Here is a 13,862-nt window from a genome sequence, read left to right on the forward strand (position 1 = left end):
AATACTTAAAATTTAATATAAAAACAAAAACTTAAAATAAAAATTTATCTTTTATGATATCCATCTACATATTTTTCTAATATCTTAATTAGATTTGATATATCATTTTTATACATGCATATATCTCTCATTCTCTGAAAAACATTATGAATTTCTTTATTTTCATAATAGCTTTCAAAAGACTTTAAAATACGCTCATGTTGAGTTTTCTCTACATTGGTGGCATCAATTAACAATTCTTCATAGAGTTTCTCACCGGGTCTCAGACCTGTAAACTGAATCTCAATATCTCCCATCCCATGCTCATCTACGGGGCGGAGACCACTAAAACGAATCATTTGTTTAGCCAAATCTATAATTTTAACCGACTCACCCATATCTAATAAAAACACATCGCCACCTGTACCCATTGCACCCGCCTGAATCACGAGTTGTGCAGCTTCGGGAATGGTCATAAAGTAACGGGTCACTTCAGGATGGGTCACCGTTACTGGACCACCTTGAGCAATTTGCTTTTTAAACAGTGGCACCACTGAACCCGATGAACCGAGTACATTACCAAAACGTACAATACTGATTTGCGTTTTCGGATGGGTCGATGCCAAACCCTGACAGTACAATTCTGCCATGCGTTTTGAAGCACCCATCACATTGGTTGGGCGTACTGCTTTATCGGTTGAAATCAATACAAAAGTTTCCACACCTTGGGCTACAGCGGCATCGACACTGCGCTGTGTACCAATCGAGGTATTATAAATCCCTTCAAAAGGATTGGCTTCAACCAATGGGACATGCTTATAAGCTGCAGCGTGATACACCGTTTGCACAGCATATTGTTGCAATATACGCTCTAATTTTTGCCAATTGGTGACAGAGCCTAAAACTGGGATCACCTCAATGCCTGAAGCCTGTAACTCACGATCTATCGAGTACAGTGCAAATTCAGACATTTCAAACAGCACTAGCATTTTCGGTTGATGCTTGACGATCTGACGACAGAGTTCGGAGCCAATGGACCCCCCTGCCCCAGTCACCATCACAACTTTATTTTTAATATTTTTTTCTAACAGTTCTGGTTTCGGTGGTACAGGATCACGCCCCAGCAAATCAATAATATCCACTTCACGAATATCAGAGACTTTGACTTTACCATCGACCAGTTGAGTCACCCCTGGTAATTCCATGATTTTCACATCAGTGGCTTCAAAGGATTCAATAATTTCCTTTTTACGGGCACGACCCACCGATGGCATGGCAAGTAAAACTTCTTCAATGCCAAATTTACCAAGTTTCTTTTGCGCTTTTTTCGGTGAATAAATTTTTAAACCACTTAAAGACTGCCCTTTCAATGATTTTTTATCATCAATAAAACACACGGGCAGATAATCATCGGAACGGTTTAAAGCGGCCGCAATTTGTTGTCCAGCAAGCCCTGCGCCATAAATCGCGACACGTTTACGGGTTTGTTTTTTAGCAAAGGTTTTTAAGGTCGCATAACGAATGACTGCACGGCTCCACCACATGTATGAAAACAGCATAAAGCCATACATGAGTGGAATACTCATTGGAATAAACGCTACATCTAATTTTTTAATGGCATACAAAGCGACAATGTGAACGAATGTGCCAATTGAAATACGCAGTAGATAATCTTCATTAAATGAACGTACAATCGCACGGTAAATCCCAAGCAAAGCAAATACCGATATGCCAAAGATCGCGACATAGATATACCAAGCCTCAAGCCCTTGCATCACCGTGACATTTGGACGTGCCAAACGAATCGCATAGGCAAGCCACATCATCAGTGGCAACATGCACACATCCATGGTCACCAAAACCACTTGTTTTTGGCGACGAGGTAAGGAGGCAATGGAACGAATAAAATCTTTCATTGAAGCTCGGTTATATCTGCTGAAATAGCACGGCGTGATTATACGCTGTTTTCAGTTTGAATCTGAGTAATCACGCTTTGAATCGCATCGACGGTTTTTTGCAGGCTTTGTTCAGATAAAGTCGGATGAACCAAGAACATTAGGCTGCTTTCACCTAAAGCTTTTGCATTGGCTAAACGTGTTTCTGGACGCCACGGTGTGTCATCAAAGGCTTTTTCTAAATAGACTTCTGAGCATGAGCCACTAAAGCAAGGCACAGCTTGCGCACTGATCTCTGCCATAATGCGATCACGTGACCATGCTTCAGGCAATGCATCAACATTCACTTGCACATAGCATTTATAGGCCGCATGCACATAATCGTTAGATGGTTTTGGTACAGTAAAATAAGGACTATTTTCAAAGACTGCTTGGATACGTGCCATATGGGCATTACGTTTTACTGTCCATTCTGGCATTTGTTGCAGTTGCAACCGACCAATCACTGCTTGCATTTCCATCATGCGCCAGTTGGTGCCAAATGCATCGTGCAACCAACGGAAACCCGGTGGATGTTGTGTGTTGTAGACACTGTCAAAGTTTTTGCCGTGATCTTTATATGACCACATTTTTTTCCAAAGATGTTGGTCATTGGTGGTGACCATCCCCCCTTCACCACCCGTGGTCATAATCTTGTCTTGGCAAAATGACCAAGCACCAATATGCCCGATTAAACCTGCCGATTTACCTTTGTACATCGCACCATGCGCTTGAGCGCAATCCTCAATCACGAAGATGCCTTTTTCCTCAGCCAATTGCATGATCGGATCCATGTCACACATCCAACCTGCCAAATGCACACAAATAATGGCTTTGGTATTCGGTGTCAGCACCGCTTCAATGGTACGGCGTGAAATATTTTGTGAATCTAGTTCGACATCAGCAAAAATCGGATTGGCACCTGCGGTCACAATCGAACTTGCAGAAGCCAAGAAAGTACGTGAAGTGACAATCACATCATCGCCCGCACCAACACCTAAAGCTTTGAGGGCTAAATCCAGTGCCACCGTACCATTGGCAACCGCAACGGCATGCTGGGTTCCAACAAACTGTGCAAATTCCTTTTCAAATTCACGGCATTCCTGACCTGTCCAATAATTAACTTTATTGGACAAAAGAACTTTTGATACCGCATCAGCTTCTGCTTGGGTAAAGCTTGGCCAAGGCTCAAATGCACTGTTTAACATGGAATTTTCCTAAAACTTATTGCTGTGAAGTCGAAATAATCCGCGCAGGATTACCCACCACTGTTGTGCACGCAGGGACACTTTTGGTGACCACGGCGCCCATACCGACAATCGCACCTTTGCCAATCACTAAAGGCTGATCAGGTGTGCCCTGCTTAATCATGGCACCTGCGCCAATATAGGCATAGTCATGAATATGAATATTGCCGTTGCATTTTACGCCTGGCGCAAAGGTAACGAAATCCCCAATCACACAATCATGCTCGACATAGCTATATAAATTGGCGTGGAAGCATTTGCCGATTTTGATATTCGAAGTAATAGTTACGAATGGGCTTAAAGCCGAACCTTCGCCTATTTGCAGCTCATCCATGAAAATGACATTGTCGGCAGAAATCGACCAGAGCCTAATGCCATTGGCTTCTAAACGCTGGGCGATCTTTTCTCTTACATGACTATTGGCAATCGCAATTTGTACGTATTTCTGAGAGGCTGATTCATTGAGGAAAGCTTGATAATTCATGGCACGATGACCATTTACCATAGCAATCTCTGTTAAAGCATCATCAATAAACACAATTTCAGCATCTTTGTTTTCACGTGCCAATTGCTGACGCGCCACAGGCATCAGACTACGCCCACAACCTGAAGCACCATAAATTGCATAAAGTGTTGTCATTTTTTTTGTTCCGGTGTGCCGGTAAATTTTGTCATGGTCGCCTCGCCTTCAGCACTAATATCATCCTTGGCAATCACTTTTTTGATTGTTTTGAGCATGATTTTAAAATCAAGCCATAGCGATTGGTTTTCAACATACCAGGTATCAAGCTCAAATTTCTTTTCCCATGAAATCGCATTACGACCATTCACCTGTGCATAACCAGTAATGCCCGGACGCACATTGTGACGCTTGGCTTGCTCGCTATTATATAAAGGCAGATATTCCATCAGCAGTGGACGTGGCCCGACAATACTCATATCGCCTTTAATCACGTTCCACAATTCAGGCATTTCATCCAAACTCGTGGCACGTAGCATTTTACCAAATGGGGTCAGACGCTCACTGTCGGGTAATGGATTGCCCTCAGCATCCAGTGCATCTTTCATAGTACGGAACTTGATCATTTCAAATGGTTTGCCATGTAGCCCAGGACGCACCTGACGAAACAGCACCGGTGAACCTAAATTCTTTTTCACTTTATGTGCCACGATCAAATACACCGGTGACAGCAGAATTAAAGCTGTGGAAGCAATCGTGATATCAATAATACGTTTTAACATTGAATTCCTCTGCCCCTTAGTCAAGATCTGTCCAACGTCTATTTACAGATTGACCTGCATTATTCATGTGAATCACTTTGGCATAATTTCCCACAGCCGTGGCATTTTCAGGAATATCTTTCGTTACTACACTACCCGCGCCAATCGTTGCATTATCACCAATCGTAATTGATTCCACGATACAGACATGAGGTCCAATATAAACATTATTACCAATTTTGGCCGCTCGACGACCACCATTGGCACCAATCGTTGTGAATTGAGATAAATTGACGTTATGCCCAAGCTCTGCTGTGGGATTAATGACTAAAGGTCCACCATGTCCAATATATAAGCCATAGCCAATTTTAGTCGTGGTATGAATATAGATTCCATATTTCTTCTTTTTGTAATAATAAATGGGATAAGCGAATTTGGCTAAAAACGTTTTTGAACTGGCAATGCGTAACCAAAATGAAAAATTAAAGCCACGATTAAATAGGTAGTTTTTAACAAACAATTTAAAACTGACTTTTCCAGTATAACGATATAAATCGCTTTTGATGTATTTAATCAACATGCGCCAGACTCTAAATTGATATCGATGATTCCCATTTCGCGAAGCATGTGGGCATTCACTTGATGCACATCATATTTATTCAGGGCAATTTCACGTGAACGTTGACCCATGAGCGCAATCAGTTTTGGATCTTCAATAAAATATTGCATGCTTTTTACCAAATCATCGCCTGATTTTACTCTGACCAAATAGCCGTTGATACCATGGGATACCGTTTCACGACAACCCGGTGCATCAGTGGTGATAATCGCACGTCCCATTGCCATCGCTTCTAATACCGTACGTGGCGTGCCCTCACGATAGGAGGGCAACACATAGACTGAACTTTCCCTGATTGCAGGACGCACATCACTGAGTTTACCCCAGTATTTCAGGCGACCATCGGCAATCCATTCATCGAGCTCAGACTGGGAAATGGCTGAAGGATTATCATCAATCCAACCGACCAAATGAAATTCTGCTTCAGGATATTGGACTTTGATGATGCGTGCCGATTCAGCATATTCACGCACACCTTTATCACCCAATAATCGGGCAATCAGCAAGAAAGAAGCTTTGACCTGCCCTTCTTCATTTATCGGTAAGGGCATGACATCAAAGTCTTGCACATTGACGCCTGAACCATTCACCACCACAGCGGGTTTATTGGCTTCAAGCAATTGCATGTCTTGGAACAGTTTCAAATCATCCGGATTTTGGAAAAAGACTTTATCACTATGTTTTAAGGCTTGAGCATATAAACCATACACCATCTTTTGGAACAGACTGCGCTTGCCCGATTCCACATTTTGAAAGGCATAACCCAGACCGGTAATCAACGCAAAACGATGTGGCACTTTTGCGAGCCATGATGCGAGCGTGCCGTAAATCACAGGTTTAATGGTATAGGACAACACGTAATCCGGTTGAATACGACGAATTTGCTGATACAAATATTTAAGTAACTTTAAGTCTGCCAGTGGATTGGTGCCGGTGCGTTGCATCGGAATTTCATGCAAATGATAGCCGAGTGCTTGTAATTTTTGCTGTTCTCCAGGAAAGCTTGCAAACTCAGGTGCCATGATATGAATCTCATAGCCACGGGATGCAATCGCTTCCAATAATTTGCCACGAAAATTCAGCACTGAAGGCAGAAAACTACTGATCATTAAAAATTTCATGCCTGTTGGCTCCACACCTGCATATATTGACGGCTAACGGTTGCAATACTGAAATTCTGCTCGACCCGTTCACGCGTTGCTTGTTTTAAGGCTTGTTTTTCTGCTTCTGTTTTTTGGGCATATTGTAAAATTGCCTCTGCCAAAGCTTGGGCATTCCGTGGTGGAACAATACTGCCTAAATCTTGAATAATGTATTTAGCATCACCGACATCGGTACTGATACACGGCAAACCTGATGCCATAGCTTCGACCAATACATTCGGAAAACCTTCGGTAATCGAGGTCATTAGGAATGCATCAATGGATTGATAAAAGGCGGGCATATCTGAAATTTGATCAAGTAAATATACCTTTTGAGCATCTAACTGATACTGCTCAAATAAGGCTTTCACTTCAGAGTTTTCTAAACTCGCACCTGAGCCTGCAATTTTGAAGATGATGTTTTCATCTTTCAGCAAGCCCATGGTTTCAAACAAATACGGATAACCTTTGGCGGTGTGATAACGCCCTGCAAAACCAATCACCGTTGGTTGATTGAGCTGTACATTCGGCTGAAATTTATCAAGAAATACGCCATTAGCAATCACATGTTGGTTGGCATTTTGAAAACCAAAATCATTATGTTGCTGTTTGGATGACTGCGCACAATAAATAATAGCACTCGGTTGTTTCGATAAGATTTTACTTAAACTAAGTGCAATTTTGGTGCTGATCGATTCATCTTTGGGTGATGCCAGCGAATGATGAATCCCCCAAACCACATTGGGTTTTTGAGGCAACCCAACGACACTTAGACTGGTGAGCACATTGGCATGATACATCCAACATTGTACGGTTTTTGGTTGTAATTTTTTCAGTAAACCACGCAGTTTTTGAATCGTACTTAAGGTATTTAAACCGTTCCACTGCAGTGCATAATGCGACTGGCAACGATCAAGTGTGCTTTGATAAACATCCGATGTTTTCATCAAACTAATAATCACATGCTGATACTGATCTTCTGTATATTGGATCAGATGTGCAAGCATCATTTCGGCACCGCCTACGCCAGCAAAGTTGGTAATCACATGCACCATTAAAGGTTTGCTCATGATGCAGACTCCATCATGCTGAAGTACTGTTTCAGGACAGTTTTTTTGTGGAACTGCTGAATATGCGTGTCGAAATCACTTTCTGAATATTGAACATAATCTGCAAAAATCGCTTGATGCATCGCTTGAGTCAGCCCCACTTGATCATTGCATTCAACCAATAAACCAAACTTGGCGCTGTGCAAGATTTCCATAGGACCACTTGGGCAATCGGTACTGACCACTTTCACTTTAGATGCCAAGGCTTGAATCAGCACACCCGGCAAGCCTTCCCAATTCGAGCTTAAGACAAACAACGAGGCATATTTAAAATAGGCATAAGGATTGGCATCAAAGCCCGGTAAATCCACCACATCGTTTAAACCCAGTTCCGTAATTAAGGCTTCAAACTCAGTCCGTAGTTCGCCCTCACCTAAAATAATCAAGCGTGTATCTGCATATTGATCGTGTAAGACTTTAAATGAACGAATCAAAAAGCCGAAATTCTTGGCTTCGGTCAAACGCCCAACAGCTAAAATGACTTTGTTGGTTTCATTGAAAAATTTATGCGTGACAGGTGCTTCGAGTTTTTCAAAATAGGCATCATCTAAAACAGGGTTATAAATGGTGCTGAGATTATTCTGTTTATAACCGTAATATTCTCGAAAATCCGCTTCCACGCCTTTAGACACACAGACCACTTGCTGTGCCATCGGATACGTCCAATTGACCAAAGTTTTCAGTACAAACTTGGCAATACCTTGCAACTTCATATTTTTCGACGGCGTAGACACTTCACGGAAAATCAAGCGTGTTTGCACGCCTGCCAACTTTTTGGCAATCCCAGCCACTATATTGGTATGGGTTTGGGTGGCAACAAGGCAATCATATTGTTCGGCTTTCATTTTTATTTTTAAGGGGGCGATGCTATTCATCACTCGACCACAATTAAAATTCACCAATTCAATTTTAGAGCTGACTTCAGGCAATAGTTTGGCTTTTTCACCATGCAGATGGCACACGCCCAAATGTATATTCAGCCCTTGTTCAGCAAAGCTATTGGCCAGTTGAATGACCGTACGTTCTGCACCGCCACCGCCCAAGCTTGGCAAAAAGAACATGACTTTATTCAACATAATTAGACCTAAATAACATGAAATGGGAAGATATTAGTTTGAGATTTTTGAGGCTTGAATTGCCATAGCACGTTCTACACGCTCATGGTAATCCGTGATGCCGACCAAATCGCTGTCACTGGCACAGTTGCTTTGAATTTTGGCTTGATAATCAGCAAAGCTTGACACCACTTTGGCAGGCACACCAATCGCCACGCTATGATCAGGAATGTTTTTGGTTACCACCGAACCTGCGCCAATCACGACATTCGAGCCAATGGTGACACCCGGCATAATAATGCTATTTACACCAATAAACACATGCGAACCAACCTGAATCGGGGCAAAACGTTGATAGCGTTTACCGTGCTCATCTTTAACCAAACAGGTACTGCCATCATGGGTAATAAATTTTACGCCAGAAGTCACGGTGACATGATCGCCAATGGTGACTAGAAACGGTTCTGAGCCCCAATTTTTAATATAGATTCGGCAGTTTTTACCCACTTTTACGCCCTTTTTACGCGCATATGCCACACTGCCTTTGGCCATAAAATACGCCAAATCAAACAGCTGTCGAAAAGCAGAAACAAGAAATGCCATATACATGACCTATGTCAGGTTGTAAAAAGGAGGAAAAATTACTGAATATTTTACGCTGAAAAATTGCTTTAGGATATGAATATCAAAGTCACATGAAACTTGCTTTTAAAGTGCTTTAATTTTTTTGACGGGACTACCGACATACACCCCAGCATCATCCAATGGTTTAGACACTAAACTACAGGCACCAATCACACTATTATTTGGAATGCTGACACCATCAAGCACTGTCACTCGTGCGCCAAGCCAAATGTTTTCACCTAAACTCACTCCGAGTTTGGTAATCGCATCTTTAACCAAAACATCAGGCTCACCAAACTTATGATTGCTGGCAATAAGAATACTTTGCGTGCCAATACGGGTGTTATTACCAATGGTCACACCGCCACAGCCATTGATATACGACTTGGAATTAATGCTGACATCTTTGCCAATGACAACCTTGCCACCAAAGCATTTGATATAGCTGTTTTCACCAATAAAACTGTTATCGGCAATCTCAAGCACCGCACCATTTTCAACAATTAAACTGACATTATCGCCAATATAGACATTGTTTCCGATCTTCACTTGTCCACTAATATCTACGCTACAGCCTTTGCCGAAATAGCGAAACTTGGTGCCAAATGCCACATTATAAAATTGTTGACGACATTGTGCAGTGAACCAATTCATCAGTTTTAATAGTTTAAAAAACATCAGTTTTTGTTTCTCCACACCACAAATAAAATAGCAAAGTTATAGATAATCAGTGCAACAGGCACTGCCAATAGCATATAAATTTTATCGTCAAATAAAACATATAGTCCTGCAAATAATGCAAATTTGATGATTAGTTCCACAATTTGCAATTTGAATAACACTTGGCTGTTGCGCTTGGCAATTAAAAAAGCAGAGCTGGGTGGATTACAGAAAATAGCCCAATAGCCCAAGGCTAAAATTTGAAAATAGGTCGAAATACCGACCCATTCACTGCCAAAAATCCATAAATACAGTGATTCAGGCAGAATAAAGAAAATGGCAAATAACGGCAGTGAAACCAGACTGAGCAATACACTCGCCTTTAAGGCACTTTGATTGGAGTCTATGCTTTTAAATTTGCGAATAAAGAACTGACGCAAGGTTTGCGAAATTAGATTGATCGGTACACGCAGAGTCCGCTCGACAATGGCATAGAAGCCCATCGCCTGCACACCGACAAAATGCGACACCACATAATACGGTAAGTTATGTGAAAAACTATTCAGTAAGGCATGAGGCGTATTGCTATAAATAAAGTCTTTATAATGTTTAAATGCCTGCCAACTGACTTGATACAGTTGATGTTTCAATACATAAACTAACACCGCCACAATCATGATGATCGAACTGACGTTATAGCTATTCACCAAACTAATCTGCATGATGAATGGCAAAGACAGTTGCACTGCAACCACAATGGCACTGCGGAAAATATTTAAAACTGCGCAGAAATATTCTTGATGTTCGGAAAATTGATAATTATACAGACTTTGAATCAGGGTATTGGCTAGTACGCCTGTGGCAACAGCCCCTGCCATCTCCACATTTAGAATAAAACTGATGAAGATGCCACTGATGATAGCGATAGCTGTTGAGAACACCGCCCCTTCAAAGATTAGGCTTTTTTTATCCTGTTGTTCTGCCACCAATAAGGCTTGATCTAGACGTAAATTCGCAACCGTGGATAAAACACTGACAATCGCTAAAGCAATACCATAAGCACCAAAGTCGGCAACAGAATACAGGCGTGTTAAAACAGGAAGTGCGATAAATGTGATTATCGCACCTGTCAGTAAACTTAAGGTAATCAGCCCAATCGACTGATACTTTGCGAAAAGTTTCGCAATCATCCAAGCAGCATCATTTCAAATTATTCACGTACCAACGCATCGCTAGTTGAATACCTTCGGCAATTTTAAACTCAGGTGCATAACCTAAGTGTTGCTGAATTTTGGCAATGCTCGCTTGTGAATGACGCACATCCCCCGCACGGAAATCACGGTATACCGGATCACGCTCATACTGCACATCATTTTCCGCAAGCGCAGATTGAATGGCACGATACAAATCATTGAGCGTGGTACGATCACCTAATGCTACATTGTAAACCTGATTCTTGGCTTCATCACTTTGTGTAGTTGCAGCTAAGATATTAGCTTGTACAACATTCTGAATAAAACAGAAGTCACGACTGGTTTCACCATCACCATTAATAAAGACATCTTCACCAGCAATCATCGATGCCGCCCATTTTGGAATCACCGCAGCATAGGCACCATTGGGATCTTGGCGTGGACCAAACACGTTGAAGTAGCGCAGACCAATCGCTTTAAAACCATAATTTTTCGCAAACACATCGGCATATATTTCATTGACATATTTCGTCACGGCATATGGAGATAATGGCTTACCGATATTTTCTTCAACTTTTGGTAATGCAGGATGATCACCATAGGTTGAGCTACTTGCCGCATAAGTAAAAGTGGCAACGCCTGCATCTTTTGCAGCTACAAGCATATTAAGGAAACCAGTAATATTCGCACTGTTTGTTAAAATTGGATCCGCAATTGAGCGAGGTACAGAACCGAGTGCGGCTTCATGCAATACATAATCCACACCGATACAGGCTTTTTGGCAATCTTCGATTTTACGGATATCACCTTCAATAAAGCGGAATTTTGCCCATTGTGCAGCCGTCACCAAGCTTTGCACTTGATCTAAATTATGCTGATGACCTGTGGCAAAGTTATCTAAGCCAATAACATTTTGATCGAGCTTGAGTAAAGTTTCTAAAAGGTTGGAGCCAATAAAGCCTGCAACCCCAGTGACCAGCCACGTTTTCGGCTCGGCTTGAAGTTGCTCACATACCCGTTGATATTGATTCATGCAGTATGTCCTCTTACAAACGAAGGTCAGATTCAGAATGACTCAGTACATATTTCAAGTCATATAAAACATGCTCAGCTTTACCCAATGCACGAATTTCTGCAGCACTCATTTCTTTAAATTGCTCATGAGCAACTGCCAAAATCACAGCGTCATATTGACCGTTTTCAAGTGTTTGTACTGGGGTAATGCCATATTCATGTTCTGCTTCTTTAGCATCTACCCAAGGATCATAGATATCAGCATCAATATGATATTCCTGAAGCTCATGTACGATGTCAATAATTTTGGTATTACGAATATCAGGACAGTTTTCTTTAAAACTTAAGCCCAATACCAAAACTTTTGCACCTTCAACTTGAATACGCTTTTTTAACATCGCTTTAACAAGTTGAGTAACAACATAAGCGCCCATACCATCATTTAAACGGCGACCCGCCAAGATAATTTCAGGATGATACCCAATCAACTGTGCTTTATGAGTTAGGTAGTACGGATCAACCCCGATACAATGACCACCGACGAGCCCCGGACGGAATGGTAAGAAGTTCCATTTGGTACCTGCCGCTTTTAATACTGCTTCGGTATCAATCCCCATTTTATTAAATATGACAGCAAGTTCGTTAATAAGTGCAATATTGACATCACGCTGGGTGTTTTCAATGACTTTTGCTGCTTCAGCGACTTTAATACTGGCCGCTTTATGCGTACCGGCTTCAATAATCAAGTTATAAACTTGATCAACAAAATCAGCCACTTTAGGGGTAGAACCTGAGGTGATTTTTAAAATATTGGTTACACGGTGCAATTTATCACCTGGGTTAATCCGCTCAGGGCTATAACCGGCAAAGAAGTCTTGGTTAAATTTTAGACCCGATACTTGCTCCAATACAGGAATACAAACTTCTTCAGTTGCTCCTGGATAGACCGTTGATTCATAAACGACCACATCACCTGCTTTAAGTACCTGACCAATACTTTGTGAAGCTTTAATTAATGGGGTTAAATCAGGTTGTTTAAATTCATCAATCGGTGTTGGTACAGTCACAATAAAGAAGTTACAGTCTTTTAAGTCTTCTAAATTCGCTGTATAGCTTAAATGAGTAGATTGTGCTAATTCTTCTGGTGATACTTCTAAGGTATGATCTTGACCACTTTTGAGTTCATAAATGCGTTTTTGATGAATATCAAACCCTACAACTGGTACTTTTTTCCCAAATTCTACTGCTAAAGGTAGGCCTACATAACCTAAACCAATAATTGCAATTTTAAGTTCCGAGATTTGTAACATTGTATAGCCTTTTGTTTATAGAGGATTTGAGTCGCTAAAACCCTCTTAATATAGCAGAAATTAGGAAAATAGTTTATTTTAAGTAGTCTCAATCATGGATAACCCTAATTTATAATTAGGGCCAAATATAAAACATAGGTTACATCATCTTAAATAAGATTTCTAAAGCCTCCGGCTTTGTTGCATAAAGGTTTGAAAGGCTGAACTCCTCTAAGTAATCCAAATTTAAGAGACAACTTGGGTATGCGGGCGACCTAATTCTGTGAATTTATTCAAAACCGCTACGCGTGCGTGGATCTCATTTAGCTGACTCGGAAAGCTCCTTGCTGTTAATTTATCGCCTAATAATTTAATACAATGCATTTTGGTTTCCACCAAACTTCGACGGTGATAATCAGACCACTTTTTCCAAAGGGACCTACCTAGCCGTTTGACTGTCTTTAATAATTCGTTCCGCTCTAGAGACCTCGCTTGTTGATCTTTCCAAGGCTTTGCATTCTTCCTAGGTGGAATGATCGCATATGCATCTCGATCTAAAATGACTTCTCGGCAATGCTTTGTGTCATAAGCACCATCTGTATAAACAGAATCAATTTTTTCATCCAAGGGAATTTGAGCAAGTAAATCTTCGAGTACTTGTGAGTCGCTGACATCATTTGTGGTGAGTTGTACTGCACGTATTTGCAGGGTTTTATAGCTAGACCACATCCTTTGGCTACAATATTTTTAAATTTAATTATGTAACATCAATGTTT

13 protein-coding genes and 1 pseudogene are annotated in these 13,862 nt (G+C 41.2%); all 14 read right to left on the reverse strand.

Translation table 11 applies throughout. The annotated features are described in order from the left end of the window. Positions 1-44: 44 nt before the first annotated feature. Complete coding sequence (locus tag AC5YCD_RS13315; protein ID WP_496130491.1) at positions 45-1,895, reverse strand: polysaccharide biosynthesis protein; 1,851 nt, start codon at positions 1,893-1,895, stop codon at positions 45-47. A gap of 38 nt (positions 1,896-1,933) precedes the next feature. Beyond that, entirely contained in the window at positions 1,934-3,121 is a 1,188-nt protein-coding gene (locus AC5YCD_RS13320; RefSeq protein WP_496130492.1) for a DegT/DnrJ/EryC1/StrS family aminotransferase, read from the reverse strand. 16 nt (positions 3,122-3,137) lie between these two features. Further along, complete coding sequence (locus AC5YCD_RS13325) at positions 3,138-3,800, reverse strand: acetyltransferase (RefSeq protein WP_496130493.1); 663 nt, start codon at positions 3,798-3,800, stop codon at positions 3,138-3,140. Next, positions 3,797-4,402 (reverse strand): sugar transferase, encoded by a 606-nt coding sequence (locus AC5YCD_RS13330; RefSeq protein ID WP_496130495.1) that lies wholly within the window; start codon positions 4,400-4,402, stop codon positions 3,797-3,799. Before AC5YCD_RS13330 ends, AC5YCD_RS13325 begins: the two co-directional genes overlap by 4 nt. 16 nt (positions 4,403-4,418) lie before the next feature. Further along, entirely contained in the window at positions 4,419-4,961 is a 543-nt protein-coding gene (locus AC5YCD_RS13335; protein ID WP_496130496.1) for a serine acetyltransferase, read from the reverse strand. Then, a complete protein-coding gene (locus tag AC5YCD_RS13340) occupies positions 4,955-6,121 on the reverse strand; it encodes a glycosyltransferase family 4 protein (RefSeq protein WP_496130497.1) in 1,167 nt (388 codons plus the stop codon). The genes AC5YCD_RS13335 and AC5YCD_RS13340 overlap by 7 nt, the downstream gene beginning before the upstream one ends. Further along, a complete protein-coding gene (locus AC5YCD_RS13345; protein ID WP_496130498.1) occupies positions 6,118-7,212 on the reverse strand; it encodes a glycosyltransferase in 1,095 nt (364 codons plus the stop codon). The genes AC5YCD_RS13340 and AC5YCD_RS13345 overlap by 4 nt, the downstream gene beginning before the upstream one ends. Beyond that, positions 7,209-8,327 carry a glycosyltransferase gene (locus AC5YCD_RS13350; protein ID WP_496130499.1) on the reverse strand — a complete coding sequence of 373 codons (1,119 nt, stop codon included), beginning with the start codon at positions 8,325-8,327 and terminating at the stop codon, positions 7,209-7,211. The genes AC5YCD_RS13345 and AC5YCD_RS13350 overlap by 4 nt, the downstream gene beginning before the upstream one ends. Before the next feature lie 33 nt (positions 8,328-8,360). Then, entirely contained in the window at positions 8,361-8,909 is a 549-nt protein-coding gene (locus AC5YCD_RS13355) for an acyltransferase (protein ID WP_496130500.1), read from the reverse strand. A 105-nt stretch (positions 8,910-9,014) separates the two neighbouring features. Continuing rightward, positions 9,015-9,608 carry an acyltransferase gene (locus AC5YCD_RS13360; protein WP_496130501.1) on the reverse strand — a complete coding sequence of 198 codons (594 nt, stop codon included), beginning with the start codon at positions 9,606-9,608 and terminating at the stop codon, positions 9,015-9,017. Further along, positions 9,608-10,780 (reverse strand): lipopolysaccharide biosynthesis protein, encoded by a 1,173-nt coding sequence (locus tag AC5YCD_RS13365; RefSeq protein WP_496130502.1) that lies wholly within the window; start codon positions 10,778-10,780, stop codon positions 9,608-9,610. Before AC5YCD_RS13365 ends, AC5YCD_RS13360 begins: the two co-directional genes overlap by 1 nt. A 10-nt stretch (positions 10,781-10,790) precedes the next feature. Beyond that, positions 10,791-11,816 (reverse strand): NAD-dependent epimerase/dehydratase family protein, encoded by a 1,026-nt coding sequence (locus AC5YCD_RS13370; RefSeq protein WP_496130503.1) that lies wholly within the window; start codon positions 11,814-11,816, stop codon positions 10,791-10,793. A gap of 13 nt (positions 11,817-11,829) precedes the next feature. After that, positions 11,830-13,107 carry a Vi polysaccharide biosynthesis UDP-N-acetylglucosamine C-6 dehydrogenase TviB gene (tviB, locus tag AC5YCD_RS13375; RefSeq protein ID WP_496130504.1) on the reverse strand — a complete coding sequence of 426 codons (1,278 nt, stop codon included), beginning with the start codon at positions 13,105-13,107 and terminating at the stop codon, positions 11,830-11,832. Positions 13,108-13,332: 225 nt separating this feature from the next. After that, positions 13,333-13,800, reverse strand: a pseudogene (locus tag AC5YCD_RS13380) (IS5 family transposase); the annotation flags it as partial. Between the last annotated feature and the right edge of the window lie 62 nt (positions 13,801-13,862).

It is taken from the genome of Acinetobacter sp. CY05 (assembly GCF_059515805.1).